Origin of the sequence: Niallia sp. RD1, from assembly GCF_024219955.1 — a bacterium.
In the GTDB taxonomy this organism is placed as follows: domain Bacteria; phylum Bacillota; class Bacilli; order Bacillales; family Cytobacillaceae; genus Niallia; species Niallia alba.
In genome coordinates, this window is the sequence record NZ_CP100420.1 from 2,205,079 (window position 1) to 2,219,692 (window position 14,614).

The 14,614-nt window shown below is 37.6% G+C and carries 17 protein-coding genes; 14 read left to right on the plus strand and 3 right to left on the minus strand.

Features of this window, described 5'->3' with window-relative positions; translation table 11 throughout:
• Positions 1–175: 175 nt before the first annotated feature.
• Complete coding sequence (hmpA, locus tag NKG37_RS10510) at positions 176–1,384, minus strand: NO-inducible flavohemoprotein (RefSeq protein ID WP_254416177.1); 1,209 nt, start codon at positions 1,382–1,384, stop codon at positions 176–178.
• A gap of 170 nt (positions 1,385–1,554) precedes the next feature.
• Between hmpA and NKG37_RS10515 the strand changes: the two genes are divergently transcribed.
• The gene (locus tag NKG37_RS10515) at positions 1,555–2,001 is read left to right on the plus strand and encodes an RrF2 family transcriptional regulator (RefSeq protein WP_254416178.1); all 447 of its coding nucleotides are present in this window, start codon (positions 1,555–1,557) and stop codon (positions 1,999–2,001) included.
• A 117-nt stretch (positions 2,002–2,118) separates the two neighbouring features.
• On the opposite strand, the gene tnpA is transcribed toward NKG37_RS10515, so the two are convergent.
• Together tnpA and NKG37_RS10525 are read right to left on the minus strand one after the other, a co-directional pair.
• Complete coding sequence (gene tnpA, locus NKG37_RS10520; RefSeq protein ID WP_100525941.1) at positions 2,119–2,586, minus strand: IS200/IS605 family transposase; 468 nt, start codon at positions 2,584–2,586, stop codon at positions 2,119–2,121.
• 336 nt (positions 2,587–2,922) lie between these two features.
• Positions 2,923–3,063 (minus strand): hypothetical protein, encoded by a 141-nt coding sequence (locus NKG37_RS10525; protein WP_156827767.1) that lies wholly within the window; start codon positions 3,061–3,063, stop codon positions 2,923–2,925.
• 290 nt (positions 3,064–3,353) lie between these two features.
• On the opposite strand from NKG37_RS10525, the gene NKG37_RS10530 reads away from it, so the two are divergent.
• The 13 genes from NKG37_RS10530 (at position 3,354) to NKG37_RS10590 (ending at position 14,613) form a co-directional block, all read left to right on the plus strand.
• Positions 3,354–4,211, plus strand: a complete 858-nt coding sequence (locus NKG37_RS10530; RefSeq protein ID WP_212119782.1) for a PHP domain-containing protein — start codon at positions 3,354–3,356, stop codon at positions 4,209–4,211.
• Between the two features lie 77 nt (positions 4,212–4,288).
• Complete coding sequence (locus NKG37_RS10535) at positions 4,289–4,990, plus strand: GntR family transcriptional regulator (protein ID WP_212119780.1); 702 nt, start codon at positions 4,289–4,291, stop codon at positions 4,988–4,990.
• 216 nt (positions 4,991–5,206) lie between these two features.
• Complete coding sequence (phnG, locus tag NKG37_RS10540; protein WP_254416179.1) at positions 5,207–5,632, plus strand: phosphonate C-P lyase system protein PhnG; 426 nt, start codon at positions 5,207–5,209, stop codon at positions 5,630–5,632.
• Between the two features lie 13 nt (positions 5,633–5,645).
• On the plus strand, positions 5,646–6,251 hold the full coding sequence (gene phnH / locus NKG37_RS10545) for a phosphonate C-P lyase system protein PhnH (protein WP_169187879.1): 606 nt from the start codon (positions 5,646–5,648) through the stop codon (positions 6,249–6,251).
• Positions 6,251–7,369, plus strand: a complete 1,119-nt coding sequence (locus NKG37_RS10550; protein ID WP_169187880.1) for a carbon-phosphorus lyase complex subunit PhnI — start codon at positions 6,251–6,253, stop codon at positions 7,367–7,369. Before phnH ends, NKG37_RS10550 begins: the two co-directional genes overlap by 1 nt.
• A complete protein-coding gene (locus NKG37_RS10555) occupies positions 7,369–8,214 on the plus strand; it encodes an alpha-D-ribose 1-methylphosphonate 5-phosphate C-P-lyase PhnJ (protein ID WP_254416180.1) in 846 nt (281 codons plus the stop codon). The genes NKG37_RS10550 and NKG37_RS10555 overlap by 1 nt, the downstream gene beginning before the upstream one ends.
• Positions 8,215–9,060, plus strand: a complete 846-nt coding sequence (locus NKG37_RS10560) for an ATP-binding cassette domain-containing protein (RefSeq protein ID WP_169187882.1) — start codon at positions 8,215–8,217, stop codon at positions 9,058–9,060.
• 36 nt (positions 9,061–9,096) lie between these two features.
• Positions 9,097–10,275, plus strand: coding sequence for a phosphonate metabolism protein PhnM (gene phnM, locus NKG37_RS10565; RefSeq protein ID WP_254416181.1), 1,179 nt, complete (start codon positions 9,097–9,099; stop codon positions 10,273–10,275).
• A 31-nt stretch (positions 10,276–10,306) separates the two neighbouring features.
• Positions 10,307–11,002 carry a phosphonate C-P lyase system protein PhnL gene (locus tag NKG37_RS10570; RefSeq protein ID WP_016202327.1) on the plus strand — a complete coding sequence of 232 codons (696 nt, stop codon included), beginning with the start codon at positions 10,307–10,309 and terminating at the stop codon, positions 11,000–11,002.
• 126 nt (positions 11,003–11,128) lie between these two features.
• Entirely contained in the window at positions 11,129–12,166 is a 1,038-nt protein-coding gene (gene phnD / locus NKG37_RS10575) for a phosphate/phosphite/phosphonate ABC transporter substrate-binding protein (RefSeq protein WP_016202328.1), read from the plus strand.
• A gap of 23 nt (positions 12,167–12,189) precedes the next feature.
• Positions 12,190–12,978: a phosphonate ABC transporter ATP-binding protein gene (gene phnC / locus NKG37_RS10580; protein WP_016202329.1), complete on the plus strand. Its 789-nt coding sequence runs from the start codon at positions 12,190–12,192 to the stop codon at positions 12,976–12,978.
• Positions 12,968–13,753 (plus strand): PhnE/PtxC family ABC transporter permease, encoded by a 786-nt coding sequence (locus NKG37_RS10585; RefSeq protein WP_169187884.1) that lies wholly within the window; start codon positions 12,968–12,970, stop codon positions 13,751–13,753. The genes phnC and NKG37_RS10585 overlap by 11 nt, the downstream gene beginning before the upstream one ends.
• Positions 13,753–14,613, plus strand: coding sequence for a PhnE/PtxC family ABC transporter permease (locus NKG37_RS10590; protein ID WP_016202331.1), 861 nt, complete (start codon positions 13,753–13,755; stop codon positions 14,611–14,613). The genes NKG37_RS10585 and NKG37_RS10590 overlap by 1 nt, the downstream gene beginning before the upstream one ends.
• The last annotated feature ends 1 nt before the right edge of the window (position 14,614 follow it).

A 14,614-nucleotide genomic window follows, 5' to 3' on the forward strand; every position in this document is an offset into this window, starting at 1 on the left:
CCCCTATTATATATCCGATCTTTATCTGTATTTTTTCGCTACTTGTCAGTATTCTTTTAATTGCTATTATGTTTAGGGTGATGCAGAGAAAAGAAGTCACGGTTTAGAGATATAATATAATGCACAGGCTGTATGGTGAAAAAATATACAGCCTGTACAAGTTAAAGAATATAAATTATAGCTTCATGGAAGGACCGAAGAATTCATAATGGATATGAGTATCATTGATACCATTGTCTTTTAAGCCTTTTACAACTGTCTGTAAAAATGGAACTGGTCCACAAACATAATAATGTCCTTCTGCAACAATAGCATGTTCTTTTAGCCATTCTGTATCAATATAGCCAGCCTTCTGGAAGAAAGGATTTACTTTATCTTCCTCAGAAGGATTTTCGTATATATAGGAAAGTTGGAGGTTAGCGATTTTTTCTTTTATTCGACTTAACTCTTCGTTAAATGCTTGGACAGAACCGCTTCTTGCTGAATGGATAAAAATGACCTCTCTGTTTGGCTGTTCTTCAGCAATTGTTTCTACCATACTCATAAATGGTGTAATACCAACTCCACCACTAATAAAAATAATAGGGCTTGCTTCTTTAATTAGGGTGAAATCGCCAGCAGGAACAGTAACTTCTACCGTATCCCCAACGTTTTTATCGCTATGAAGATAATTAGATACTCTTCCATCAGGGTTTTCTGCTGAAGCTTCTTTTTTCACTGAAATTCGGAAATATTCTTTATTGCTAGCACTAGATAAGCTATATTGACGATTAAATAAGAACTTTTCTCCAGGAATCGATAAGCGGATCGTAATATATTGGCCAGCATCATATACTGGTAGAGAACTTCCATCAACAGGTGCTAAATAGAAGGATGTAATTACATCACTTTCCTTAACCTTTTTGATAATTTTAAATTCCTTATAATCGGACCAACCGCCACTTTTAGCAGCACTTTCTTCATACATTTCTTTTTCAATGTCAATAAATACTTGAGCAATTACCCCATAAGCATCTGCCCATGCTTGGATAATATCATCAGTAGCAGCGTCTCCAAGAACTTCTTTAATCGCTTTTAAAAGAAATTCACCAACGATTGGATAATGTTCTGCTTTTATCATTAAACTGCGGTGTTTGTGGGCGATTTGCTTTACAACTGGTATAATAGTCTCAAGTCGATCAATATTTTGTGCTGCTGCTAATACAGTATTAGCGAGAGCAGTTTGTTGACGTCCTTTTGCTTGATTAGCATGGTTAAAAATATTAAGCAGTTCAGGATGTGCAGCAAACATATTTTTGTAGAAAACAGTAGTTATTTGTGTACCATGGACTTGTAATACTGGTACAGTTGATTTAATAATGTCAATTGTTTTTTGTGATAGCATTTTTATAACCTTCTTTTAAAGTAATATTTTAAATACATCTTTTATGATAAAAGTCTGTCTGTATAAAAGCAATATTTTAAATACATCTTTTCCACTGTTTTTAACATGTTTAACAAAATGTTCACATTTTCACTATAAGAACCGTAAAAATAACAAAAGGAGATAGGGTTATGCGGTTAACTAATTATTCCGACTACTCTTTGAGAGTGTTAATTTATTTGGCAACGGAGGGTACGGAAAAACTTACAAATATTAAAGAAATATCCGAGGTTTATAGTATATCCAAAAATCACCTTATGAAAATTATTTATAATTTGGGGAAATTGGGATATATCGAGACGATTAGAGGGAGAAATGGAGGATTCCGTTTAGCAAAGGATCCAGCAGATATCAATATTGGCGTACTTATCCGGCAAACGGAAGAGAACTTCTACTTGGTAGAATGTTTTGAGGATAAGAATGCATGTGTGATTACCCCAGTTTGTTCTTTAAAGCATGTCTTAAATAATGCATTGGAACAGTTTTTTAAAGTATTAGACCAGTATACACTTGCAGATATCGTAGAAAATAAGGTTATGCTAAAAGACTATTTTGCTCAATCAAAACCACCAGTGTGAACTGGTGGTTTGCTCTGCGGCTAAAAGCCTCTCTTACCGGCCTCGGCCTTAAAGGCCCACTGAAAAGGTTTCCCTTCTGCACCACATTCACTCACCAATTCTAAAGAATTTCTTTATTTACTTCCGATTTTTCTCACCCGTGAACGGATCAAATTCTTCGAACAATGTTAGCTGATCAGCCATGTAGTCTTCTTTCAGCTGATTTCTTATATATTCTTGTATTTGTTTCTTATTTCTCCCCACGGTATCAACGTAGAAACCACGACACCAAAATTTCCGATTCCCATAGCGATATTTCAAATTCGCATGTCGATCAAATATCATCAGGCTACTTTTTCCTTTTAAGTAACCCATGAACTGCGATACACTTAATTTTGGTGGGATACTAACCAACATATGGATATGATCCGGACAGGCATTTGCTTCATGTATGATGACACCTTTTCTTTCACATAGCTCTCTTATGATTTGTCCAATACTCTTTTTGTATTTGCCATAAATAATTTGCCTTCTGTATTTTGGGGCAAAGACTATGTGGTACTTACAATTCCATGTTGTATGTGCTAAACTGTTCATGTCCTTCATAAGGGAATACCTCCTTCTTGCGTGAGATAAACTGGTCGGGAAACCAACTTTATCCTACCATGAAAGGAGGTTTTTTTGTTACCTCGCTATAAGCTCTCCGGAACCCCCGGCATAGCCAGGGGTTTTCGAAACCATCAAAAAAAAGTAAAACAAGCTCAGACAATGTCTGAGCTTGTTTTATTTATCCCACTCTTAACGGACAGTAAGAAGCTTATGAATATACGAGGAAGGTAGGTGGGAGGTCAGCTGCCCGTAAAGGTCCGATTGGTTCAACTAACCATCCGTGGAGGATGAGGAAAACCCCCCACGGATGGAAGTTTCACTTTATCCCATTACTTATTCATTTGTTTCATTCTCTGCAGGTGTTTCTGTTTCAGTATCTTCCGTTTGGTCATCATTTTGGTCAGAACAACCAACTAACATTCCAGTGAATAGTAGAGCAGTCATCATTCCTAATGTTAACTTTTTGAAATTCAAAAGAATCACCTCAACAAAGTAATTTTTGGTACTACCCTAGTGTATAGAAACTTTTTTAATTTACTATTAAGCTACTACTAAAATATGTTAATCATTCTCAGGTCTTTATTCCTAAAAATCTACTATTTTATCTATTACTTCTAACTCATGAACTGTAAAAAATCTAGTTTTATATAAAATCGCACTCTTAATAGTTTTAACAATTCTTTAAGAGAAATTCACTTCTCATTAACCTTTTAAACGTGGTATCAAGTTATGCTGAAACTAAAGAGAAAAAGGAGGGGTTTTTCATGAAAGTGGAGCTTCATTGTCATACTAATATTTCTGATTGTCCGTTATCAATAGAAGAAGTTTTATCATTAGCATTTGCGCAAGATGTGAGCCACCTTGCTGTTACCAATCACGATACAACAAAGGGCCTAAAAGAAGCAATTAAACTCGGAGAGCAACTTGGTATTGAGGTCATTCCTGGAATTGAGATATCTGGTTATGATTTTGAAAGAAATAGAAGAGTGCATATTTTGGGCTATTTTATTGAACCAGGACATCATGCCATTGAAGCGGTTTGTCAGCCACTTGTGGAACAAAGGCATCAAGCGTCAAAGGAAATGGTCGAGCGTTTGATTTCTGCTGGTTACAACATTAATTGGCAACGTTGCTTAGACATAGCAGACGGAGGAACGGGAGTGTACAAGCAACATATTATGCAGGCACTTATTGAAGCAAATTATACGGATTCGATTTATGGTTCTCTTTATAAGAAAATTTTTAATCGAGGACAAAATGGGGAACAGCCTGGAATTGCATTTATCCCAATGAAATATATCGATGCTAAAACGGCAGTAAAGACTATCCTTGAAGCTGGAGGCGTCCCCGTTCTTGCTCACCCGGGACAATATGGCAATTTTGAAATGGTTCCAGATTTGGTAGAGGCAGGATTACAGGGGATTGAAGTCTGGCATCCTTTGCATAATAAAATGCATGAAAATCAAGCGAAAATGATAGCAAATAAATTTCATTTAGTTATGACAGGTGGGGCAGATTTTCATGGAGCTTACGGAGAAAAACTTGTCTTATTAGGAAGTAAAAGCCCAGGTATCGAGGCTGTTCATGAGCTGAAATCTCGGAAGAAAATGCTTAATAGATAATACTTGCATTTATCAGTAAGGGGCTTACTGCCTGCTAAGTGGGGGATAAATTTGGTTTAAAGGGGGAAAAAGGCGAGATGTCTGAACAAGCATTGTTGGTAGATAAACTGATTTCAGATATACGCACAGGAAATTACAAGCCTAATGACAAGTTGCCATCAGAAAACGAGCTTGCTTGTTACTATCAAGTTCCGAGAATAATTGTTCGAAAGGCATATGAACGCCTACAGGAGCTAGGCTATATTTTTTCTAAACAAGGGAAAGGAAGCTATGTTCAAAATCAAAAACTGCAAATTCCACTTATTTTAACAGGAGATGTAAGCTTTAGCGAAAAAATGAGTGAGTTAAATTACAACTTTGAAACGATAAATATAACGAGTGAAATCATTTCCCATGATACTTCAATTTATCATGCACTTAAAGCAGAACCTAATGAGAGGATTTATAAAATTAGCCGTTTACGTGTAGTTGAGGACTGCCCAATTGCAATCCATACATCGTATTTATCTCAATCCACTTTTAGGAATATTGAGAGGGAAGGACAGGAGATTACTTCTATCTTTCAATATTATCAAGAGCAAGGATACATAGACTTTGAATCGATGCAAAGCCAGCTAGTTGTTGTTTTTCCGAATAAGCAGGAAAGGGAATTATTAAAATGTCCAAGTCTTGTTCCGTTAATCCAATTAGAATCTGGTTGTGTTGATCGAAAATCTGGTAAAGTTCTAGAATATTCACGGAATATTTACCGGAGCGATTGTTTCACTTATCTTATGTAAATTGTCACCATTATTGGTGGCTTTTTTTGTAAAAATGGATTTACAAAATCCAAACAAACTTTATCGTTCTTTAACATTCACTCACTTGGCAACAAGATACAGTAGAAGGGTGAAATAAAACCTATTTCGTAAAAGGGCCAGCATTCTAACATACACTTCACTTTCACTCTTTTTAGAAAAAAGGTTAAAACAAAAGACAAGCATGGAGGTCTTTAAATGAAAAGAAGACGCAGAACGGAAATTTTGATAAATGGCTCACTAGCTCTAGCGGAAAAGATGGTTAAAATGATTCATGAATATTATGAGGTGGTGGTCATACAAGAACCGGAAAATGGTCTAGTAATGATGAAAGTTCGAGAGACATCAAAAAAGACGCTGTTTTATCCAGGAGAAGTGTTTGTCACAGAATGTAAAGTCAAGGTCCACGAAAGCATCGGAATTGGCATTGTGGCAGGTGATCAACCGACGTTAGCGCACCATCTTGCGATTATCGATGCAGCATTCCAAGCAGAACTGCCTGAAACAAATGGATGGATAGAGTTGCTCGAACAAGAGGAGCAAGCCATTTTAATAAAGAAAGCGACGGAGAATAAAGCCATATTAAAAACAAAAGTCAATTTTGAAACGATGGATGTTTCTTGAGGAGGTATGAAAGGTGAAGTTAGATATTGTTCATGACTTACAATCATTTTACCGAAAATTAGTCCATGCTTATTCGAGACCAGGCCAGTTGGCAAATTTAAGGAAAGAAGCAGCTATAGTCAGGGAAGATGGAAATGAAGAATGTCCTACGCCTATCTTATTGATAGCCTTAACTTTATTTGATCAGGAAGTGACCTTTAAAGTCCTTTCTGAAAAAGCAGGAATGATTACGAAAACAATTAATCAATTAACTTATGCAAAGCAGGGAGAGATAGAGGAAGCTGATTACATTTTAGTTCTTCAAGATGCAGAAACAGGAGCGCTTAATAAGGCAATAGAAAAAGCAAAATCTGGAACTTTAAAAAATCCTCATTCATCTGCAACGATTATTATCGAAGTAACGGAAATAACGGCTGAACCTGCCCTTGAGCTTAAAGGACCAGGAATTAAAACAGTTGAATATGTGCAAGTGGAGTTAGCAGAGAATTGGATAGAGTCTAGGCAATCAAAAAATAAGGAATTCCCCCTTGGGGTCGATCTTATGTTTGTTGATCAACAGGATCAGCTATTGTCAGTGCCGCGCACAACTCAAATTAGTGAAAATAGGGTGATGGTCTAATGGGATACGTTGCTGTAAAGGGCGGAACGCTTGCAATTGAAGAGTCGATTAAGTGTCTGAAATTGGAAAGAGTGAAACAGGGAAGAACCATTGAAGTGGAAAAGATACAGGGGGGAATGAGAGGACTCATCGATCAAGTCATGTCGGAAAGTAGTCTCTATGACGAGACTTTAGCAGCTTTAGCGATTAAGCAAGCAGAGGGAAATCCAGAAGAAGCTGTATTCTTACTAAGAGCCTTCCGCTCAACCGTTCCGCGAAAACATTATGGAAGAGTAATAGAATCAAATGATATGCAGATAGAACGTCGTATTTCAGCTAGCTTTAAAGATATTCCAGGAGGACAAATTCTTGGCTCAACAACAGATTATACACATCGGCTCCTTGATATTTACTTAAAGGAAGAAACCGATCAAAGTGTTCAAGCGTGGGTGAAGGATTATTTAAAGGAAAGCTTGGAGATAGGAGAGCAAGCTAGTAAGCTTACCCTCCCAAAAGTTCTTGATTACTTAAGGAAAGAAGGCTTAATTTCCACTTGTGAGAATAATGATCAGGAACCAGATGATGTAACTAGACAAAGTCTTGCATTCCCATCGACAAGAAGTCAAAGGCTGCAAATTTTAACAAGGGGGCAAACTGGTGCAGTCACTTCCTTTGCTTATGCGGTTATTCGTGGCTATGGGGATTTGCATCCGACTGTCGGCGAACTTCGTGTCGGTAAATTGCCAGTGACAATAAATCATCCACTATCTGATGGGCAAGACGAAAATGATGCCTATTATATTGGAGAAGTCAAAGTAACAGAAGTGGAAATGCTTATGCCTGTGTTAGTGGAAAAAGAATATGGCAAAAAGGAAATGGAATTTGAAATCGGTTATGGATTATGTTTCGGTCAAAATGAAACAAAGGCAATTGCAATGGGGATTTTAGATTACTGTTTAGAACATCCAAATAAAGAATTTCCTAGTCATAATGAGGAATTTGTTCTATATCATATTGATTCTGTAGAATCATCAGGTTTTATTTCACATTTAAAAATGCCTCATTATGTCACTTTCCAATCGAAACTAGATAGTGTACGAAAGACAAAAAAGGACAAAAGACAAGAGGTGAAAAGCTAATGAACACGGCTTATAATTTTGCTTTTTTTGATGAAGGATCCAAACGTGAAATTCGGAGAGCAACCTTAAAGGCTATTGCTATTCCAGGGTATCAAGTACCGTTTGCATCGAGGGAAATGCCGATTGGCCGGGGATGGGGAACAGGTGGATTGCAGTTAACCCTCTCGCTCATTGGGAGAAGGGATGTGTTAAAGGTAATCGATCAAGGTTCTGATGAATCGGTAAACGCAGTGAATATTAAAAAGCTTGTTTCTGACACGACAGGCATTATCACTACAGATTACACAGCAGAGGCAACGTTGATCCAATCAAGACACAGAATACCGGAAGTACCGCTCACAAAAGACCAGATTCTAGTTTTACAAGTGCCTTTACCGGAACCACTTCGCTATTATGAGCCAAGTGAAAGTGAAACGAAGAAACTACATGCGGAAAAAGAGTATAGCGGTGCGTGGCTGATGTTGTTCGAGCAGATTATGAAATATGGCAGCATGACAACAGGTGCTGATCATCCCGTTCTCGTTCATGATCGCTATGTGATGGCGCCAAGCCCTATCCCGCGTTTTGATAATTCAAAAATGAATGCTAGTGAGGCACTGATACTATTAGGGGCTGGTCGTGAAAAGAAAGTATATGCAGTTCCTCCCTATACAAAGGTAGTCTCACTAGACTTTGAAGATTTTCCGTTTGAGCCAGAGACCTTTGAGGACAAGCAATGTCGTTTATGCGGATCGACTGGGGTATTTCTAGATGAGCTTGTCGATGAATTAACAGATGAAACAGTATATCAATGCAATGATACAAGCTATTGTCTTGAAAAATTAAATACGGTTGGAGTGAAATAAATGACAGGATTTGAAGTTCCGGTTTTATCCGTAAAAAATCTTAATAAACAGTATGGTCCTGGCTGCTTACATTGTAAGGATAAATCAAGTGATTCATTAGGGAAAAACTATTGCCAGGTGTGTGGAACGGTTTATGCATGCCGTGATGTTTCCTTTGAGGTCTTTCCAGGTGAAGTGCTCGGGATTGTTGGCGAAAGTGGAAGCGGGAAGTCAACGTTAATGCAATGTCTTTATTTTGACCAAGAAGTGACAGCGGGCGGTGCATTTGTCAGTAGTTATGAAAATGGCGAGAAAAATCTTTTTCAAGAGTCCTCTCAACAGCAACGTTATATCCGCAACCACATCATGGGAAAAGTTTATCAAAATCCGCTTTTAGGGTTAAGAATGAACTTCTCATCGATAGGCAACATCGCCGAAAAGCTGATAGCAGCAGGAAGTAACCATGTTGGTGTGATGGAGGATAGAGGGACAGATCTTTTGAATAAAGTGAATATTCCCGTCCATCGCCGAAAAGAAGCGCCGAAAAATTTTTCTGGCGGCATGCAGCAACGTGTACAAATTGCAAAGGCTCTTTCCAATAATCCACCCATTCTGCTGTTAGATGAAGTGACGACAGGGCTTGATCTTTCTGTCCAAGCAAGTGTTCTAGATTTGATTAAGGGCCTGCAGCGTGAACTAAGCATTAGCATTGTCCTCGTTTCACATGATTTAGGAGTGATTCGCATGCTTGCAGATCGAACACTTGTAATGTTGGAGGGCAAAGTGATTGAAGAAGGATTAACAGATCAAATATTAGAAGATCCGCAACATCCATATACACAGCAATTGGTTCATTCTCTGCTTTAAAAGGTACCCAAATTATAAATTTTAGGGGGAAATACTTTGTACGTCATTACAAATGGAAGATTGATTACCGAAGATACCGTTTTACACGGTTATGATCTTTTAATAGAAGAAGATAGAATCACAAAAATGGCACCAAAAGGCGAGATAAAGTTTGAAGAAGGAATGGAGATTATTAATGCGGAAGGAGGCTATGTTTCACCGGGATTTATTGATATTCATTCTGATTATATTGAACATATGGCAGCACCAAGACCAACCTCATTAATGAATTTTGATTTGAGTTTAAGAGAAACGGAGAAACAGCTGATTGCTCACGGAATTACAACGATGTTTCATTCTCTCTCTCTTTTTAAAGAAACCGAATATGACTATAAGCCAATAAGAGAACCAGAGAATGTCCGGAAATTTATTGATTTGATTGGACAAAGTCATAGAAGGAAGCATCTAGTTCGTCACAGATTCCATGCTAGATTTGAAATTGATAATGTAGAAGAAATCGATAATCTAAAAAATTATATAAGAGAAAATAAAGTTCATTTAGTTTCCTTTATGGACCATACACCAGGGCAAGGACAGTATCGTCATTTAGAAGTTTATCGAAAAACGGTGAAAAGCTATAACAATATTAGCGATGCATCGATTGATGTATTGATTCGCAATCATCAAATGAAAGAAAAATTATCTATAGAAGATATGAAGGAAATTGCTGCGTTAGCCCAAGAGTATCAGATTGCTATCGCCTCTCATGATGATGATACGCTTGAAAAATTGGAGCTTGTTCATAGCTTTGGTACGACTATTAGTGAATTTCCGATTACGTTAGAGGTTGCTAACAGGGCTAGAAATCTTGGGATGTTTACGACTGCTGGGGCGCCGAATGTCCTTTTAGGAGGTTCTCACAGTGGGAACTTAGGGGCTGCTGAAGCAATCCAAAATCAAGCTATTGATATTTTGTGCAGCGACTATTATCCGGCAGCCATGCTTCATGCCATCTTTACTTTAGTGAATGAATACGATATGGATCTAGCAGATATGATGAAGCTAGTTACGCTTAACCCTGCTAAAGCGGTAAAAATGAATCATGAAATTGGTTCCATTCGTGAAGGAAAGAAAGCAGATATGCTCATTATTGAAAATATAAGTGATGACTTCCCAGTAATTACAGGTGTATTTGTCGATGGGAAGCTTATTCAAAAAACAAACTATCGACTTTAACGAATAAGCAAATAAGAAAGCAGGTGAACAGATGGAAAATCTTTTAGAAATTAAAGATTTATCTAAATCGTTTGATCTCCATAATCTCGGTAAATATATTCGTGCAGTCAGTCATGTCAATATCGAATTAAAAGAGGGTGAATTTACTGGAATAACTGGCAAAAGCGGAAGTGGGAAGTCTACCATTTTAAAATGTATCTATGGAACATACCGAATTCAGAAAGGAAGCATTTGGTACGATTCTAAAAAATTCGGACCTATTAACTTAGCACAAGCTACAGAACGGCAAATGCTTTATTTAAGGAAACATGAAATTGGCTATGTATCACAATTTTTAAATGTAATGCCTAGAACGACAGCGAGACAATTAGTGCAGCAGGCAATTCTTGAAATGGGTAAAGATCAGAGCTTCGCAAAACAGGAGACAGAAATGATTCTTGCCCATTTTGAATTAGACAAGGAATTATGGGACAGCTACCCAACCACCTTTTCTGGAGGGGAAAAGCTAAGGCTTAATATTGCACGAGCGATGGTGAAAAAACCTCGCTTGCTCCTACTAGATGAGCCAACTGCAAGCCTTGACCATGACTCGAAAAGGAAGGTAAGGCTCTTAATAGAACAGCTCATGAAGGAAGGAACGACAATGGTTGGAATCTTCCATGACTTAGAGTTTATGAATCATTTATGTAATCGAGAATATAACATGCAAAATGGCGTCTTCTCCTAATTTACCTTTTTAACGAAAGCTTAAAGAATATTAATAATTCATAATATTGGGTTAATAATAGATTGATAATTAATAGATATAGTAAACGAAGGTAAATAATTTTAAAAGGTGAGGAGATTCATACTAATGAAGAGATCTTTATTATTTTTGTTATCTTTACTTATGTTATTTGTTGCTGGATGTTCGTCTTCTAGTTCAGGAGGCGCATCAGGTGATAAAGATACACTTACAATTGCCTGGCTCCCTAATGAATCAGGGGCTGATCTTACAGAAGCACGTGATGAAATTGGAAAAATTATTGAAGAAAAGACCGGGAAAAAAGTAAAGCATCAAACAACAACGGATTATATCGTTGCAATCGAAGCAGTTGCAAATGGAAATGCCGACATGGCGTTCTTAGGTGCACAAGGTTACATAGAAGCACATAACAAAAACGATAAAGTACTCCCACTTGTTGTACCAACTGGTGCTTCAGGGACTTTAGATGATGCTGTATACTACAGCTGGTTAGCAGCTGAAAAGGATAATGCGGATCAATATAAAGAAGGCGATGGATTTGCAATTGACAATATTCAAGGGAAGAAATTTTCATTTGTATCCAATAGTTCAACGTCAGGATTTAAAGTTCCTTCCACAGGTATTGTTGATTATTTCAGTGAAAAAGCTGAATTCAAAGATTTAACGGCAGAAGATTTACTTGAAGGCGGAGACGGTAATTTCTTTAGTGAAGTACTATACGGTGGTTCTCACCAAGGTTCGGCAGTTAATCTATTATCAGGGAAAGCAGACGTAGCAGCATTCTGTGATACATGCGTAAATAATTATGTGGAATTAGAAGATGGAGAAGAGAACAGACCAGGTGCGATTTATAAAGTTAAAACAGATGCTGCTGAGCCTTTTAATACTGTTACAGGGAAAGAATTTCAACTTATTTCCGTTACACCAGTATTGAATGCGCCATTTGTCGTAAACACAGACAATATTAGTGAAGATCTTCAAGCACAGCTTCTAGAAGTTATGACCTCAGATGAGATTACAAACAACGAAAAAGTTTTTGTTCCGGAAGACTCTGAGTTCTCAGGATTATTTAAGAAAACGGCGGACGAGCGTTTAGTTGAAGTAAAAGATGAATGGTTTAATCCGATTCGCGAGCTTTCAAAATAAATGGATATAAGGAGAGTTAATCGATGACAACCTTACTAGAAATCAATCATGTGTCCAAGCAATTTGGAAATGATACAAAGGCGTTATCAGATATTAGCTTCTCTGTAAACGAAGGGGAGTTTGTTTCCATCATCGGTCCATCTGGAGCGGGGAAATCAACTCTCCTTCGCTGTATCAATCGAATGATTGATGCATCAAACGGAGAGATTATCTTTGATAACAGCAACGTCCTAAATTTAAAAAAGAAGCAATTAAAAATGGTTCGTACCAAAATTGGGATGATCTTTCAACACTATAATTTAGTGAATCGTTTGAGTGTAATCGAGAACACCTTGCATGGAAATCTAGGCAAAAAATCAACACTTGCCGGAGTCTTAGGTCTTTATAGTCAAGAAGAGAAGGAACAAGCGGTGGAGATTTTATCCGTGCTAGGGCTACAAGAACATATGTATAAGCGAGCGGATCAATTAAGTGGAGGACAAAAGCAGCGTGTTGGTATTGCACGCGCCCTTATTCAGAATCCGCGAATGATGCTATGTGATGAGCCAATTGCCTCACTTGATCCCAACTCCGCTAAGGTCATTATGGATCATCTTCAGAATATTTCATCGAAAATGGGCATTACCGTATTAGTCAACCTCCACCAAGTGGACGTAGCACTAAAATACTCTGATAAAATCATTGGGATTAACAGTGGCCAAGTCGTGTATAACGGCTCTCCAAACAATATCACCAAAGAGGATATTCAACGTATATACGGTTCGGAAGCGGAAGATCTCATTTTTGATGTAGGTGGCATCTATGCAAGCTGATTTCTTTGCAAAAAAGAGAAAAAGTTCCCTTCGTTTTTTTGTTGTTTTAGCTGCTATTACAATATGTGCCATTATCATGACAGAATACAATGTAGTCAAAGGTTTTGAGTCTCTCCCACGGGCTGTTACATGGGCTTTGGGGAATTTTTATCCAACACAGGAGTCTTTAGTAAAGCTTCCTAATATATTAAAAAGCTTGGTGGAAACCTTATTAGTTTCCATTGCGGCAACGACCATTGGAGCAGTATTTGCAATATTGTTTGCCATTATGGGTTCCAATACGACGAAAATCAATGGCTTCTTTGGAAGTATTAGTCGTGGCATTGCAACGATTTTTCGAAATATTGATGTCGCTGCTTGGGCAATGATTCTCCTTTTTTCTTTTGGACAAAGTTCCTTAACAGGCTATTTTGCGTTGTTTTTCGGTTCATTTGGATTTTTAACAAGAGCTTTCGTAGAAACAATAGATGAAGTAAGTGAAGGATCGGTCGAGGCACTAAGAGCAACAGGCGCTAACTATTTTTCAATCATTTTTCAATCTGTAATTCCGTCTAGTCTTCCCCAAATGATTAGCTGGGTACTCTTTATGATTGAAACAAATATTCGCAGTGCCACATTAATAGGTTTGCTTACTGGATCGGGAATTGGCTTTACATTTAATCTCTATTATAAAAGCTTAAACTACGATATTGCTTCACTAGTAGTTATTACAATTGTTGTCTCTATTCTTTTAATAGAATCTATATCTAACTATGTAAGGAGGGTGATTCTATAATGGTAGTTAATAAGCAAGTGGCTGTAGAAGAACAGCTAGATAAGCAAGAACCATCAAAACGCATAAAAATTAAAACGTTAACGAAATCAACCGTTATGATCAGAATCACTCTTTTAGCATTAGCGATTCTCACGATTTATGCTTTTTATAGCTTTGACTATAAAGAGATTGATTTTGGAGAAGCAATGTTCGCGACCTTTGCAAACTTAAAAGCTATGTTTTTTGAAGCACATTTTCAGCATTTTACATTTACGCATGCTCTTTACCAAGTTTTAGTAACGTTAGGTCTTGCTTTTTTAACCACGATATTTGGTGCAATTATTGCGGTCGTCTTAGGTTTATTAGCAGCGGAAAACTTAACATCGAAACGAGTGTCTGTCATTATTAAAGGAATGGTTGCTTTTATAAGAGCGGTGCCGACCGTTTTATGGGTGTTGATTTTTGCTGTCGCAGCAGGTCTTGGTAGTGTTGCCGCTGTTATTGGGATGACGTTTCATTCTGTCAGTTATTTAGTGAAGGCCTACTCTGAGTCTTTTGAGGAACTAGATAATGGTGTGATTGAAGCACTTCAAGCAAGTGGAGCAAACTTTTGGCAAATCATTTTTCAGGCGGTTATTCCATCTTCCCTCACCTATATGATTTCTTGGACATTTTTACGCTTCGAAATTAACTTCGCTGTCGCTGTTGCGATGGGAGCAGCTGCCGGTGCAGGCGGAATCGGCTTTGATATGTTCATGGCAAGCAATTTCTATTTAGATATTAGAGAAATTGGAACCATTACTTTCTTTATTTTAGCAGTAGCCATTCTCCTTGAAGTCTTTGCGACAAGGTTAAAAAGGAAACTTCGAGTAAAAGGATGAT